The sequence below is a fragment of the Achromobacter sp. genome (assembly GCF_057314935.1).
This window is the reverse complement of the sequence record NZ_DBHKZA010000032.1, coordinates 1-14,188: the sequence shown is the minus strand read 5'-3', so window position 1 is coordinate 14,188 and position 14,188 is coordinate 1. Positions and strand designations below refer to the sequence as shown.

At 65.9% G+C, this 14,188-nt stretch carries 11 protein-coding genes; 4 read left to right on the top strand and 7 right to left on the bottom strand.

Features of this window, described 5'->3' with window-relative positions; translation table 11 throughout:
• Positions 1–17: 17 nt before the first annotated feature.
• The 7 genes from ACO6D5_RS13835 to ACO6D5_RS13805 all read right to left on the bottom strand — a co-directional run bounded on the left by ACO6D5_RS13835 (position 18) and on the right by ACO6D5_RS13805 (position 7,260).
• Positions 18–1,334: an oligosaccharide flippase family protein gene (locus tag ACO6D5_RS13835; RefSeq protein ID WP_315845299.1), complete on the bottom strand. Its 1,317-nt coding sequence runs from the start codon at positions 1,332–1,334 to the stop codon at positions 18–20.
• Positions 1,335–1,366: 32 nt separating this feature from the next.
• Positions 1,367–2,329, bottom strand: coding sequence for a GDP-L-fucose synthase family protein (locus ACO6D5_RS13830; RefSeq protein WP_485825700.1), 963 nt, complete (start codon positions 2,327–2,329; stop codon positions 1,367–1,369).
• 6 nt (positions 2,330–2,335) lie between these two features.
• Positions 2,336–3,445 (bottom strand): GDP-mannose 4,6-dehydratase, encoded by a 1,110-nt coding sequence (gene gmd, locus ACO6D5_RS13825; RefSeq protein ID WP_175174023.1) that lies wholly within the window; start codon positions 3,443–3,445, stop codon positions 2,336–2,338.
• 10 nt (positions 3,446–3,455) lie between these two features.
• On the bottom strand, positions 3,456–3,818 hold the full coding sequence (locus ACO6D5_RS13820) for a VanZ family protein (RefSeq protein ID WP_485825699.1): 363 nt from the start codon (positions 3,816–3,818) through the stop codon (positions 3,456–3,458).
• 91 nt (positions 3,819–3,909) lie between these two features.
• On the bottom strand, positions 3,910–5,340 hold the full coding sequence (locus ACO6D5_RS13815; RefSeq protein ID WP_315845303.1) for a mannose-1-phosphate guanylyltransferase/mannose-6-phosphate isomerase: 1,431 nt from the start codon (positions 5,338–5,340) through the stop codon (positions 3,910–3,912).
• Between the two features lie 5 nt (positions 5,341–5,345).
• A complete protein-coding gene (locus ACO6D5_RS13810) occupies positions 5,346–5,798 on the bottom strand; it encodes a GDP-mannose mannosyl hydrolase (protein WP_315845336.1) in 453 nt (150 codons plus the stop codon).
• A gap of 52 nt (positions 5,799–5,850) precedes the next feature.
• Positions 5,851–7,260 carry an undecaprenyl-phosphate glucose phosphotransferase gene (locus tag ACO6D5_RS13805; RefSeq protein WP_485825698.1) on the bottom strand — a complete coding sequence of 470 codons (1,410 nt, stop codon included), beginning with the start codon at positions 7,258–7,260 and terminating at the stop codon, positions 5,851–5,853.
• A gap of 241 nt (positions 7,261–7,501) precedes the next feature.
• Between ACO6D5_RS13805 and ACO6D5_RS13800 the strand changes: the two genes are divergently transcribed.
• The 4 genes from ACO6D5_RS13800 to pgi all read left to right on the top strand — a co-directional run bounded on the left by ACO6D5_RS13800 (position 7,502) and on the right by pgi (position 14,087).
• Complete coding sequence (locus ACO6D5_RS13800) at positions 7,502–8,638, top strand: polysaccharide biosynthesis/export family protein (RefSeq protein WP_315845305.1); 1,137 nt, start codon at positions 7,502–7,504, stop codon at positions 8,636–8,638.
• Positions 8,639–8,720: 82 nt separating this feature from the next.
• Positions 8,721–10,982 (top strand): GNVR domain-containing protein, encoded by a 2,262-nt coding sequence (locus ACO6D5_RS13795; protein WP_006225572.1) that lies wholly within the window; start codon positions 8,721–8,723, stop codon positions 10,980–10,982.
• Between the two features lie 20 nt (positions 10,983–11,002).
• On the top strand, positions 11,003–12,406 hold the full coding sequence (locus tag ACO6D5_RS13790) for a phosphomannomutase/phosphoglucomutase (protein ID WP_485825697.1): 1,404 nt from the start codon (positions 11,003–11,005) through the stop codon (positions 12,404–12,406).
• Between the two features lie 13 nt (positions 12,407–12,419).
• A complete protein-coding gene (gene pgi, locus ACO6D5_RS13785) occupies positions 12,420–14,087 on the top strand; it encodes a glucose-6-phosphate isomerase (RefSeq protein ID WP_315845307.1) in 1,668 nt (555 codons plus the stop codon).
• The last annotated feature ends 101 nt before the right edge of the window (positions 14,088–14,188 follow it).

Here is a 14,188-nt window from a genome sequence, read left to right as displayed (position 1 = left end):
ACCTCAACATGTTGGGGTTATCGGGTGGCCGCTGGCAATGCGCCCGGGAAGTCGGGGCGGGATTGACGGATGGCGAGAGCCACGCCGGCCAGCGTGATCGCCGCGTAGGCCATGCGGCCCCAGGCCGCGGCGTGCTCGCCCGCCGCGTGTACCAATCCCGCCATGACGCACAGCATCGCCAGTCCGCCCAACCCGTTCAGGATGGCGACCGCGCGGGAATTCCCCAGGCCGAGCAGCGAGAAATGCGCCGCGGCATTCAGGGACAGCAGCCCCGACGCCACGATCAGCAGACGGAAGGTGGCAAGATGGCCGGTGGCCACGTTGTCGCCCAGCAGCAGGTTCAGCAGCGGATGGCTGACCGCCAGCACGGCAAGCGTGGCGCCGGTCGACAGCACCAGGTTCCACAGCATCATGCGGCGGATCTCGTGCTCTGCCGCGCCGACATACGGCGGCGACACCGACAGGCGGCTGACGCGCGGCATGGCCTTCTGGAAGATCGCCACCGATGCGGTATGGATGATCTGGCCGACTTGCACGCCGACCGTATAGATCGCCAGCGCGGCCGGCCCCATCAGGCTGCCCACCAGCACGCGGTCCACGGACCCGAACGCCAGCGCGCTCAGGCTGTTCAGCCACGACCAGCGTGAAAATTTGAATGCGTCCATCATTGCGGCGCGGTCGCGCACCGGCCGCACCAGCACCCGTCCGTAGGCGCGCGAGAACACGCGCATCTTCACGGTGCCGGCGATCAGCAGCCCGAGCGCCTGCGCCACGCCTGTCCAGGTGGGTGACGCGGTCAGCCAGGCCGTGGCGCAAGCCAGCGCCATCGTGCCGGAACGGCTGAAGACTTCGCACAGCGCAGTGGCGCGGAAATCCTCGCGCCCTTTCAGGCACCCCGAGAACAGCTGGTCATATTGCTGCGTCAGGTAGATGGCCAGCGCCGGCATGGCCAGCAGCGTCACCGCCACGCCGCCGAAGGTCGCGGCGGGCCATCCCAGGCCGACGACCGCCCACAGCAGCACCGCGGCCAGCGTGACCACGCCCAGCGCGCAACCGATCAGCGACATGCTGACGCCTGCCGCCCGGTAGGCGCCGCCCGGTTCATGCAGGCGCTCGGACACCAGCTTGGTCGCGGTCACGGCCGCGCCCAGGTTGGCGGCGTTGCCGAAGCCGGCCAGCGCGATGATCATCGAATACTGGCCGAAGCCCACCGTGCCCAGTTGGCGGAACAGGATGGGCAGGGCCACCAGCGCCGCGACGGGGCCGATGCCGTATTCCACCAGCCCCCAGAAAGAGGCATTGCCGGCGATGTGTTTCCTGACGAATCCAAGCATCGGATAGCCTGTGGTTCATGCTGGCGCGGCCGTCAGGCCACGGGCAGCGCCTGTCGGGGTTGATCGGCGCGTTCCCGCAGGAAGTGGCCGTACGCCAGCGTGATGCCGTCGACGAGCGACACCTCGGGCCGCCAGCCCAGCGCCTGCACGCGCGAAGAGTCCATCAGCTTGCGCGGGGTGCCGTCGGGCTTGGCGGTGTCGTAGACGATGCGGCCGTGGTAACCGACCACCCGCGCCACCAGCGCCGCCAGGTCCGCGATGGAGATGTCCTTGCCCGCGCCGATGTTGTAGATGCCTTCGGCGTCGGGGTGCTCCATCAGCATCACGCAGGCCTGGGCCAGATCGTCCACGTACAGGAACTCGCGCAGCGGCGTGCCCGTGCCCCAGATCGTCACGCTGTCCTGGCCCGATTCGCGGCCCTCATGGAACTTGCGGATCAGCGCCGGCAGCACGTGGCTGCTGTGCAGGTCGTAGTTGTCATGCGGGCCATACAGGTTGGTGGGCATGGCGCAGATGAAGCGCGCGCCGTACTCGCGCTGATAGGCTTCGCACAATTTCAAGCCTGCGATCTTGGCGATGGCGTACGGCTCGTTGGTGGATTCCAGCGGGCCGGTCAGCAAGGCGTCTTCGCGCAACGGCTGCTGAGCGTCGCGCGGATAGATGCATGACGAACCCAGGAACAGCAGCTTGCGCACGCCGGCCGCGTAAGCGGCGCGGATGACGTTGCACTGGATCATCAGGTTCTTGTAGAGAAAGTCGACCGGATGATTCTGGTTGGCCAGGATGCCGCCCACCTTGGCCGCCGCCAGGTACACCACGTCGACCGGCGTGGTCGAAAAGAAGCGGTGCACCTGGTTCTGGTTTTCCAGGTCCAGTTCGGCGCGGCTGCGGGTCAGCACTTGGGGGTAGCCGCGCCGCTGCAGTTCGCGGGTGATCGCGGCGCCCACCATGCCGCGATGGCCGGCGACAAACACGCGTTGGTCCAGGTTCGTCATGGCGGGCTACTCCTTGTAGGCGTAGATTTCGTAGCCGTTCTGCTCGACCAGCGCGTCCCGGCGCGCGTCCTTCAGGTCGCTCTCCACCATTTCCTTGACCAGTTGCGCGAACGTGGTGCGCGGCGACCAGCCGAGCTTTTCGCGCGCCTTGGTGGGGTCGCCCAGCAGCGTCTCCACTTCGGTGGGACGGAAGTAGCGCGGGTCGACGCGCACGATCACCTGCCCGGGCTTGATGTCGTGGACGGGCGAGAACAGCACGGTGGCCGTCTCTTCCAGCCCTTCGCCTTCCCAGGCCAGCAGGATGCCCAGCTCGCGCGCGGCGGTATTGATGAATTCGCGCACGCTGTATTGCATGCCGGTGGCGATGACGTAGTCCTCGGGGGTGTCCTGCTGCAGCATCAGCCACTGCATTTCGACGTAGTCCCGCGCATGGCCCCAGTCGCGCAAGGCCGACAAATTGCCCAGGTACAGGCATTCCTGCAGGCCCAGCACGATGCGCGCCAGGCCGCGGGTGATCTTGCGGGTGACGAACGTCTCGCCGCGCTTGGGCGATTCGTGGTTGAACAGGATGCCGTTGCAGGCGTACATCCCATAGGCTTCGCGGTAGTTCACGCTGATCCAATAGGCGTACAGCTTGGCGGCGGCGTAGGGACTGCGCGGATAGAAGGGAGTGGTTTCCTTCTGCGGCGTTTCCTGCACCAGGCCATACAGCTCGGAGGTGGAGGCCTGGTAGAAGCGCGCCTTTTCCTCCAGCTTCAGGATGCGGATGGCTTCCAGCAGGCGCAAGGTGCCCAGGCCGTCGGCGTTGGCGGTGTATTCAGGCTCTTCGAACGACACCCCCACGTGGCTTTGCGCGGCCAGGTTGTAGATCTCGTCCGGCTGAACGGATTGCACGATGCGGATCAGGCTGCACGAATCGGTCATGTCGCCGTGATGCAGCACGAAATTGCGCGGCTGGTCGTGGGGATCCTGATACAGGTGGTCGATGCGCGCGGTGTTGAACAGCGAAGCGCGCCGCTTGATGCCGTGGACCTCATAGCCCTTGGCCAGCAGGAACTCGGCCAGGTAGGCCCCGTCTTGGCCGGTAACGCCGGTAATCAGTGCCCGTTTTGGCATGGTTGTATCCTTAAGACTTAGTGACTGCACGAAAGGAGCCGAAGGCTGCGGAACCGATGTGCAATGAGATTACTGTTGCACCAGCCGCCAAGATATCGGCCAAAAGGTCTAAGAGTTCAGCCTGTCGGTAGGGAAAAAAGGACTGGATTGATTCATCCAGCGCACCTAACGCCGTGGCCGTCAGCATGGCCACCAGGGCTGGGCGCCGGTTGACCGACAGGTAAATCATGGCGGTCAGGAAGGCGTAAGCCACAAGGTGCAGGCGCTTGTCCCCAAAGGCATCGGACATATCCGCCGCCAGGCCGGGCAGGTTGCCCACCGTCACCAGCACGGCGAAGAACAGGCCTGCCACAGGCAGGCAGATCCTGGCCATGCCGGGACGCCAGAAGGCGCCTTTGTCCTCGGACTCCCCCAAGGAGGCTGACGCCGCCCGAGGGGTTGGCAAGCGCGTGCCGCCCGGGGGCTCATACCCGGCCATACATATCCTGGAAACGCACGATGTCGTCTTCGCCCAAGTAGGCGCCCGACTGCACCTCGATGATCTCCAGCGGGATCTTCCCGGGGTTTTCCAGGCTGTGGGTTTCGCCCAGCGGGATGTAGGTCGACTGGTTCTCGGTCAGCAGGTATTGCTTGTCGCCGTTGTAGATGCGCGCCGTGCCTGAGACGACGATCCAGTGCTCGGCCCGGTGGTGGTGCATCTGGGACGACAGGCGCGCGCCGGGCTTCACCGTGATGCGCTTGACCTGGTAGCGCGGCCCGTGGCCCACCGAGTCGTACGACCCCCACGGGCGCTGCACTTCGCGGTGGTGGTTCAGTTCGGACCGGTGCTGGGTCTTGAAGATCTCGACCAGGCGCTTGACGTCCTGCGACCGGGACTTATGGGCCACCAGTACGGCGTCGGCCGTTTCGATCACCACGATGTCGTCCAGGCCCACCGAAGCGACCAACCGGCTGGTGGAGTGGATCAGGCAATTGCGGGAATCCTCGACCATGACGTCGCCCGTGGTGGAGTTGCCCTCCAGCGTTTTCTGGGCAATGCCCCAGACCGCGTCCCAGGCCCCCACGTCGCTCCACGAGGCTGCCAGCGGGATGACGACGGCGCTGTCCGTGCGTTCCATGATGGCGTAGTCCATCGAATCGCTGGGGCAGGCGTCAAACGCGGGCCCGTCCAGGTGGAACAGCCCGCTTTCCCCGTGCCCCGCGGCGACGGCGGCCTGCACCTGCTCGAGCATCTTCGGCGCCAGCCGGGCCATTTCAGACAGGAAGACCGACGCCTGGAAGGCGAACATGCCGCTATTCCAGTAGTAGCCGCCGTCGTCGATGAAGCGTTGGGCGACCTCGGGCGACGGCTTTTCGACGAAGCGGCGCACGCGGCGGGCCGGCGCCATGACGCCGGGTTCCTCCGCCTGGATGTAGCCATAGCCGCTGAGCGGCGCCGTCGGGGTGATGCCGAAGGTAACCAGCGCGCCCTGGCGCGCGGCCTCGTAGGCGGCGGCGAAGGCCGCGCTGAGCACCTCGCCGTCCTCCAGCACGTGGTCCGACGGCATGATCAGCATGATGGGGTCTTCGCCGTCGCGCATGGCGCGCAAGGTGGCCGCGGCGATCGCCGGCGCGGTGTTGCGGGCGAAGGGCTCCAGGATCACCTCGGCGTCCTTGATGCCCAGCTCCAGCGTCTGCTCGGCGGCGATGTACTGGTGGGCGTCGTTGCACACCAGCATCGGCTTGGCCTGGGCGCCGGCCGAGCCCAGGCGCAGCAGCGTGTTCTGCAACAGGCTGCGGGCATCGGTCAAACGGATGAACTGCTTGGGCAGCAGCTCGCGCGATAACGGCCACAGGCGCGAACCGGAACCGCCGCAAAGGATGACAGCCCGGTAGGGGGGAGGGGGATTCGTCATGGCGCTCACTCCTTGAAGTAGGCCTGGGTGTACGGATGCACGCCGGGGTCGGCGGCGATCTCTTGCGCAGGCAGCCAGCGGTAGCTGTGGTGCTGGGCTTGCGGAAGGCAAGCGGTGTCCAACGACAATTCGGCCTCGTAGGCGAGGACGACGTAATGGGTGGAGCGTCCGGCTTCACCCGCGAAATTGGTGCCATAGAAGTGTTCGTACACGCCACGCGGGGTCCAGGCCTCGGCCGCGATCGGCAGGCCAAGCTCGTCGTTGGCGATGCGGCGCAGGGCGTTGCGCAGGGACTCGTTCTTGCGGATGCGGCCGCCGGGCACGAACCAGGCGCCGCGGGCGGGCGGGTTGGTCCGCAGGCCCGTCAGGTAGCGGCCATTGGCGTCGCGCAGCAGCAGGTCGATGGACACCAGCGGCAGCATCTCCACCGCCTGGCGGAAGTCGGCCTGGGCCAGCATGCCGCCGCGGCTGTCGTCCGCGCGGGCGCTGTGGCCCGGCCATCCCAAAGGCTTAGTAGACATTGCGGCCCGTCCATCCCGATACGGCCGTGCGGGCGATGATCAGCAGGTCCATCCGGAACGTCCAGTGCTGGATGTAGTAGATGTCATGCTCGACGCGATCGCTCATCTTGCGCAGCGTGTCCGTCTGCCCCCGGAACCCGTTGACCTGGGCCCAGCCCGTGATGCCCGGCTTGACCCGGTGGCGCATCATGTAGCGCTGCACCAGGTCCTTGTACATTTCGTTGTGCTCCAGCGCGTGCGGGCGAGGCCCGACGACGGACATGTCGCCCATCAGCACGTTCAGGAACTGCGGCAGTTCATCCAGGCTGGTGCGCCGCAGGAAGCCGCCGATGCGCGTGATGCGGGAATCGTTGCGGGTCGCCTGCGTGACCGTGCCATGCTCCTGATGCACGGTCATGGTGCGGAACTTGTAGACGTGGAACACCTTGCCGTCCACGCCCAGCCGCGGCTGGGTGAAGAAAACGGGGCCACGGGACGTCAGCTTCACCATCAGCGCGATGGAGATCATCAGGGGCGACAAGCCGATCAGCGCGCAAAAGGCGAAGCCGCGGTCGAAGACTTCCTTTGCCCAGCCCCGCACGCCCGCGGCCGGCAGGCTGTTGAGCTGGATGGCGGGCAAGCCCAGGAATTCGCCGATGCGGTGGCCCAGCAACTGGATCGACATCACATCGGGGATCCACCGGATATCCACCAGGTCGTTGCGCAGGTGATAGAGCACTTCACGCAATTCCTGGCCTGCCTCCATCGGAAGGACGATCCAGATCTCCCGCACGTTGTGCTCGTGGACGAAGGCGTGCAGGTTGTCCAGGTCCTGCAGACGGCGCACTTGCGGCGGCAGGCTTTCATGCGGTTCGGCATAGATGCCGGCCACGGTGTAGCCCGCGCCCCGGTACCGTTCGACGCGGCGCCACAGGTCGTGGCCCAGCGCGCCGAAGCCCACCAGCAAGACGTTCTTCTTGTTCAGCCCCCGGTCGCGCGCCGCGCCCAGCGCCGCATAGACGGCGATGCGCACGCCTGCCAGCGTCAGCGCCGACATGCCGAACCAGGTAGCCGCCCATATGCGGGATATCGCGGCGGTCTGGTGCATGAGAAAACTGACAAGGATGCCCAGCGCGAATACGGTGGCCCAGGCCATCAGGCTGCGCACCACCAGATCCGTCAGCAGGCGGCCCCGCCACGACACGTACAGGCGGAACGCGGGAAAGATGGCGATCACGCCCAGGCCGCACAAGTAGACGAGGAACAGATGGATCTGCGGCGGGTCCGCCAGAGCATCGTCCGAGAATTTCAAACCGGTGGCAGTCAGGCCGCAGGTGATCACGATCGCGGCATCGAGCAAGCGGTACAGATAGCTTGCTCCGCTGAATCTTGCCGACGTGTCCGAGTTGGACGGGTCCATCGCGCACTCCTGTTCGTGGAGAGTCTCTTGCGGCCGGAAAAAACGATGCACTGCCGCAAAACATGTGGCTACCGACGAAATCTTATTGAGTGCACGACGTACCCGAAACCTCCAAACGATGTAGGAGAAGGCTTAGGACATCCGTCGAATGTGCGGGGCTTCGAAAAGAGAGTGGAATGTCGCAACCCGTTACGCATCGGGCTCCATTCCAAGCAACGAAGTCATTCACAGTGGATTTGCCATGACGACATTTTTCGGAACGTTGAGCCGAGCCATCGCCGCTATCGCGCTCGTGTCCTCGCTGGGCGCTTGCGCCCTGTCTCCCGGTATGACCTTTAATGCCGGCCACCTCGTAGATCCGCTGGATCCGAACTCCGTGGCCCCGATCAAGGAAATCACGCCGTCGCTGGTCGTGGACGACTTGCGCGCCCGCCAGGCGCTGATCGACAACGATGGCGTGGACCGCCTGGTCGGCAGTGCCGAGCCCTACCGCATCGGCCCCGGAGACATCCTCTCCATCGTGGTCTGGGATCACCCCGAGCTCGTCCTTCCGACGCAAACCTACGCCATCGGGACAGGGGTGACCGAACTAGTCATGGGAGATACCGCCTCGGGCATTCCGGGCTATACGGTGTCATCCACTGGATACATCCAATTTCCCTATACGGGATTGCTGAAAGTGGCGGGGTTGACGGAACTTCAGGCGCGCAATCTCATAGTCAATAGTTCCGGCAAGTACATCCAGGATCCGCAGATCACGGTACGCGTGCTTGGCTATCGCAGCAAGCGCGTCTACGTCGAAGGCGAGGTGAAGTTGCCGGGCACGGTTGCGATCAACGACATTCCGATGACTCTGCTCGAAGCGGTCAACCGCGCGGGAGGTTTGCTGCCCACCGCCGACCGCAGCGCCGTCTATGTCGTTCGTGAAGGCCGCCGTACCCGCGTGAACCTGCCCGCGCTGATCGAACGTGGCCAGGACTTGAATCAGGTCATGCTGAAGTCGGGCGACATCGTGCGTGTCACGCCGCGCGACGACAGCAAGGTGTTCGTGATGGGTGAAGTGTTCCTGCCCACCACGGTGGTGATGCGCGACGGACGCATGTCGTTGACCGAGGCGCTGGGCATGGCGGGAGGACCGAACCAGCTCACGGCCGACGCGTCGCAGATTTTTGTGGTCCGCAGTACCGAGCAGGCGACGCCGCTGGTGTTCCATCTGAACTCCAAGTCGCCGCAAGCTCTGGCAGTAGGAGCGAAGTTCGAGTTGGAACCCAAAGACGTCGTGTTCGTGGATACGGCCGCGCTGGTGCGGTGGAACCGCTTCATCAGCAACCTGTTCCCGAGCGCGCAAACGGTGCAGACCGTGAAATCGATCAACTAGTCCGCCTTTCGGGGTCGCCAGACCCTAAACCACGCCTTTGGGGGCGCCGCGTCCGCGGCGGCGCCCACGTCTGGAGAGCTGCATGTCGTTGCCCATCGAATCATTCGAGCCGAACGTCCCGGCTCGCCAGCAGGAAACCCCGTTGTCGTCCCACGTGGATGCGATCGTCTCGAACCGGTGGATGATCATCGCCATCACCTTGCTCGCCTTTCTGGGCGCGTTGGCATACGTGATGGTGACGCCATCGGTCTATTCGGCCGACATCATCGTGCAGGTCGAAGAAGAAATGCCCAATGGGCAGGCGCGCAGCCTGCTGGGCGACGTTTCCGCCATGTTCGACACGAAGGCCGAGACCTCCGGCGAAATGGAAGTGCTGCGTTCGCGCATGGTGGTCGGGCCGGCCGTCGACAAGTTCCTGCTCTACATCCACGCCAAGCCGCGCTATTTCCCCGTGGTGGGCGAATGGCTGGCGCAGCGCTACGAAGCGCTGCCGTACCCGTCCAGCCTGCCGCGCGGCGGTTATGCGTGGGGCGGCGAGTCCATCGCGATCTCGCAGCTGGACGTGCCCAATGAATGGCTGGGCAAGCCCTTTCGCGTAACCACGCTGGGCGAAGGCCGCTACACGCTCACCGACAAGTTCACCGGCGCCACGTTCAACGGCACCGTCGGCAAGCCGGAACACTTCCTGTTGCCCGGCGGCGGCGCGATGGATGTGCACATCGATGCGCTGGCCGGCCGTCCCGGCACCGAGTTCACGGTGTCGCGCAGCTCGCGCCTGGCAGCCATCGAAGACGTGCAATCGCATCTGGGCATCTTCGAACGCGGCCGCGCTTCGGGCGTGATCGGCGTCACGCTGGAAGGCAATGATCCCGCGCTGACCACGGCCGTGCTGAACCAGATCGGGCAGGAATACGTGCAACAGAACGTCAACCGCAAGTCGGCCCAGGCCGAGAAGTCGTTGACGTTCCTGGAGCAGCAGCTGCCCATCCTGAAGGGCGAGCTGGACGCGGCCGAGACCAAGTACAACGCCTTGCGCAACAAGCGCGGCACGATCGACCTGAGCGAAGAGGCCAAGCTGATCCTGGCGCAATCGGTGGACGCGCAGACCAAGGTGATGGAACTGCGTTCCAAGCGGCAGGAACTGATCACGCGCTTTGCGCCGACGCATCCCAGCATCGTGGCCATCGACCGGCAGATCACGTCGCTCTCCGGCGATGTCAGCCGCATCGGCAACAACATCAAGCAGTTGCCGGACCTGGAGCAGGACGTGGTGCGCCTGGTGCGCGACGTGCGCGTCAACACCGAGCTCTACACGGGTCTCTTGAACAACGCGCAGCAGCTGCGGCTGATCCGCGCCGGCAAGGTGGGCAACGTGCGCATCCTGGACGCGGCCGTGCAACCCGACCGCCCCGTGCGCCCCAAGGCCGCGATCATCATCGGCGTGGCGACGGCCATCGGCCTGATCTTCGGCATGCTGTGCGCTTTCGTCCGCAACGCGCTGTTCGGCGGCCTGTCGGAACCCGAGGACGTCGAACGCTATACGGGCCTGCCGGTGTTGGCCGCCATTCCCTACAGCGACATGCAGGACAAACTGTGGCGCCGCAGCCGCCGAAAGAACGCGACCGTGCCCGCGCTGCTGGCCCAAAGCCAGGGCAACGCGCCGCCCATCGAAAGCCTGCGTTCGTTCCGCAATGTGCTGCAGGCGTCGCTGCGCCAGTCCGCCAACAACATGGTCATGTTCACCGGCCCGGTGGCGGGCGTGGGCAAGTCGTTCCTGTCGGCCAACTTCGCCTTCATCCAGGGCGGCGTGGGCAAGCGCGTGCTGCTGATCGACGCCGACTTCCGCAAGGGCCAGCTGAACCGCTATTTCGGCGTGCCGAAAGAAGACGGCCTGTTCGAAGTGCTGTCGGGCACGATCCCGCTGACGCGCGTCAGGAAGCACAGCGTGTCCGAGGGCGTGGACTTCATCGCCACGGGCGCGGTGACGTTCGATCCGTCGGAACTGCTGGCTTCGCCCGTGTTCGGCGCCACGCTGCGCGAACTGGCGTCGCAATACGACATGGTGATCCTGGACACGGCGCCCGTGCTGTCGTCGCCCGACGCGGCGGTGGTGGGCACGCATGCGGCCGCGGTCATGGTGGTGGTGCGCTCCGGCATGAACACCGTGGGCGAAATCCGTGAAACGGCCAAGCGGCTGATCCAGGCCGGCGCCCCGGTGGACGGGGTGTTGTTCAACGGCCTCAAGCTCATGCCGGAGCGCTTCGGCTTCCGGTCCAAGTATGGGAGTTATCGGTATTCCCGTGCGGCGTATTACGGCGATTTCAAACAGAACGGCCCCAAATAACGCCACCCGGAGAAACTGGCATGCACGGAACTTTTGGCTGGGATACCCCGCAAATTCTGGATGCGGTTTTCAAGGCTTATGACATACGCGGCACGGTGCCGGACGAGATCGATGCGCGCTTTGCCCACAGCCTGGGCATGGCGGTAGGCACCCAGGCGCGGGAGCAGGGCGCGCGCTCGATCGTGGTGGGCCGCGACGGCCGGATCAGCAGCGTGGAGCTGGCGGCCGCGCTGCAGGCCGGGCTGCGGTCGGCGGGCATGCACGTCATCGACATCGGCATGGCCACCACGCCGATGGTGTATTTCGCCACGCGCCTGATGGACACGGGCGCCGGCATCGCCGTGACGGGCAGCCACAACCCGCCGGCGCACAACGGCTTCAAGATCGTGCTGGAGGGCGCGTCGCTGTACGGCGAAGGCATCACGGCCTTGCGCGACGCGATGCGCCTGCCGATCGAATCGGCCGCGGTGGCGGGCGGACGCACGCAGATGCAGATCCAGCCCTGCTACGCGGCCCGCCTGCTGGGCGACATCCGCATGGCGCGCCCGATGAAGATCGCCATCGATTGCGGCAGCGGCGTGGCGGGCGCGGTGGCGCCGGCGCTGTTTCGCGCGCTGGGCTGCGAAGTGACCGAGCTGTTCTGCGAGGTGGACGGCTCGTTTCCGGGCCATCATCCCGACCCGGCCGACCCCCAGAACCTGCAAGACCTGATCTATTGCCTGCGCTATTCGGACTGCGAGGTGGGCCTGGCGTTTGACGGCGACGGCGACAGGCTGGGCGTGGTGACGAAATCGGGACAGATCATCTGGCCCGATCGGCAGCTGATCCTCTTCGCGCGCGACGTGCTCGCGCGCAACCCGGGCGCGGAAATCATCTACGACGTCAAATGCAGCCGCCATGTGGCGCGCGCCATCGTCGAGGCGGGCGGCCGCGCCACCATGTGGAAGACCGGCCATTCGCTGATCAAGGCCAAGATGCGCGAGACGGGAGCGCTACTTGCTGGAGAGATGAGCGGCCACATGTTTTTCAAAGAGCGCTGGTACGGCTTTGACGATGGCATCTATGCCGCTGCCCGGCTGCTGGAGATCCTCTCGGCGGCGCCGGACCCGTCAGGCTTGCTGGAAAGCCTGCCGCAATCCTGCGCCACCCCTGAAATCAAGCTGGACACCGCCGAAGGCGAGCAGTTCGAACTGGTGGAGGCGTTGCGCGCGCAGGGCGAGTTCCCTGGCGCCATCTCCGTCAACGATCTGGATGGCGTCCGGGTGGACTATGCCGACGGCTTCGGCCTGGCGCGTCCGTCCAACACCACGCCGACGGTGGTTTTGCGTTTTGAAGGAGACACCGTGGCCGCATTGGCCCGTATCGAGGAGGACTTCCGCAACGCGTTCCGGCGCATTGCGCCTCACGTTCGTTTACCGTTCTAAGGAGCATCACGCGATGGGTAAGGCCAACTATGCGATTGAGGCGTTAAGGGCCAATTCCGGCCTGGCGCAAAGCCCCGAGTGGCAGGCGTTTGCGCAGGCCGCGCAGAGCGCCGGATTGGACGCCGGCACGTTGAAGGTGATCGAGGCAGCGGGATTGTGCGTGGACCTGACCATGCAGCGGCAATCCCCCGCCCTGGAGGCGGCGGCGTTGAACCTGCTGCAGGCGCGCGGCCTGGCCGATGCGCGCCACGCGTTGTTCGCGGGCGACCCGGTCAACTGGACCGAAGGCAAGCCGGCCTGGCATACCGCGTTGCGGGCCGGGCGTACCCGCGAGCAACCGGACGGCCTGGATGCGGATTCCGTCTGCGAGTATTCGCGCATGACCGATTTCGTCCGCAAGGTCGACCAGACGGCCGATTTCTCCTCCGTGTTGCACATCGGCATCGGCGGCAGCGATTGGGGCCCCCGATTGGCCATCCAGGCCTTCGGCGGCCCGGGGCAACGCCGCCAGATCCGCTTTGTCTCCAATATCGACGGCCATGCTTTCCATGATGCCGTGGCCGGGCTGGACCCGCGCCGCTGCCTGGTGGTGGTGTCGTCCAAATCCTTCACCACGTCCGAGACCCTGCACAACGCGCGTGCCGCCATCGCCTGGCTCAAGCAGGGCGGCGTGACCGACGTGTCCGAGCATCTGGCGGCGGTCACGGCGAACGCGCCTGCCGCGCGCGCCCTGGGCGTGCCGGCCAACCAGGTGTTCAAGATGTGCGACTGGGTGGGCGGACGCTATTCCGTGTGGTCGGTCGCGGGCCTGTCGATCGCATTGACGGTGGGCGCCGACGTGCTGATCGGCATGCGCGCGGGCGCCGAGGCGATGGACCAGCATTTCCAGCAGGCGCCGTTCGCCTCCAACGCGCCGATCCAGCTGGCGCTGGCCGGCCTGGTGAACTGCAGCGTGCTGGGCCACAACTCCCTGAACATCGCCGCCTACAGCGCGCGTCTGCTGCATCTGGTGACGTATCTGCAGCAGTTGGAAATGGAATCGCTGGGCAAGCGGGTCGCCGGCGACGGCACGGCCGTTGGCGTGCCGACGGCGCCGATCATCTGGGGCATGCCGGGCACAGACGGGCAGCACACCTTCTTCCAGTGGCTGCATCAAAGCGAAGACGGCGCGCCGGTCGACTTCATCGCCAGCCTGCAGGGCCACACTGACAGCCCAGACGCGCACCGCATGCTGCTGGCCAATTGCCTGGCTCAACGGCAGGCGCTGCTGCGCGGAAAGAACCTGGAACAGGCGCTGCTGGACGTGGCGCATATCGACGACCAGGAACGCGCGCTCAGCCTGGCGCAGCATATGGTGCATCCGGGCGGACGGCCGTCGACCTTGATCGTCCTGCGTCAGCTGGACCCGCGGGGGCTGGGCGCGCTGCTGGCCTTGTACGAGCACAAGGTGTTCGTGCAGAGCGTCGTCTGGGGCATCAATCCCTTTGACCAGTGGGGCGTGGAACTGGGCAAGCGCCTGGCCACCGGCATCGAACGCGAACTGGCGGTGCCGGTCTCGGCCGGCGTGGTGGACTGGGGCCATGACGCGTCCACGTCGTATTGGATCGACCGCTATCGCGGCCATGCCCAGGCGCCGCGGTCGCGGCACGCGTGGGTGCCGGGCGTGGCGGCGCACCTTTGACGGGGGCCGGCATGGCGGACCTGCATGTGCTGGTGACGGGCGGCGCGGGCTACATCGGCACGCACACGCTGGTCGCGATGCTGGCGGCGGGCCAGCGGCCG

What these genes read in the sequence shown, in the direction of transcription:
- ACO6D5_RS13835 (WP_315845299.1), bottom strand. Translation starts at nt 1,334, where the DNA reads ATGCTTGGATTCGTCAGGAAACACATCGCCGGCAATGCCTCTTTCTGG.
- ACO6D5_RS13790 (WP_485825697.1), top strand. Translation starts at nt 11,003, where the DNA reads ATGCACGGAACTTTTGGCTGGGATACCCCGCAAATTCTGGATGCGGTT.
- gmd (WP_175174023.1), bottom strand. Translation starts at nt 3,445, where the DNA reads ATGCCAAAACGGGCACTGATTACCGGCGTTACCGGCCAAGACGGGGCC.
- ACO6D5_RS13830 (WP_485825700.1), bottom strand. Translation starts at nt 2,329, where the DNA reads ATGACGAACCTGGACCAACGCGTGTTTGTCGCCGGCCATCGCGGCATG.
- ACO6D5_RS13805 (WP_485825698.1), bottom strand. Translation starts at nt 7,260, where the DNA reads ATGGACCCGTCCAACTCGGACACGTCGGCAAGATTCAGCGGAGCAAGC.
- ACO6D5_RS13795 (WP_006225572.1), top strand. Translation starts at nt 8,721, where the DNA reads ATGTCGTTGCCCATCGAATCATTCGAGCCGAACGTCCCGGCTCGCCAG.
- ACO6D5_RS13815 (WP_315845303.1), bottom strand. Translation starts at nt 5,340, where the DNA reads ATGACGAATCCCCCTCCCCCCTACCGGGCTGTCATCCTTTGCGGCGGT.
- ACO6D5_RS13810 (WP_315845336.1), bottom strand. Translation starts at nt 5,798, where the DNA reads ATGCTGGCCCAGGCCGACTTCCGCCAGGCGGTGGAGATGCTGCCGCTG.
- ACO6D5_RS13800 (WP_315845305.1), top strand. Translation starts at nt 7,502, where the DNA reads ATGACGACATTTTTCGGAACGTTGAGCCGAGCCATCGCCGCTATCGCG.
- ACO6D5_RS13820 (WP_485825699.1), bottom strand. Translation starts at nt 3,818, where the DNA reads ATGGCCAGGATCTGCCTGCCTGTGGCAGGCCTGTTCTTCGCCGTGCTG.
- pgi (WP_315845307.1), top strand. Translation starts at nt 12,420, where the DNA reads ATGGGTAAGGCCAACTATGCGATTGAGGCGTTAAGGGCCAATTCCGGC.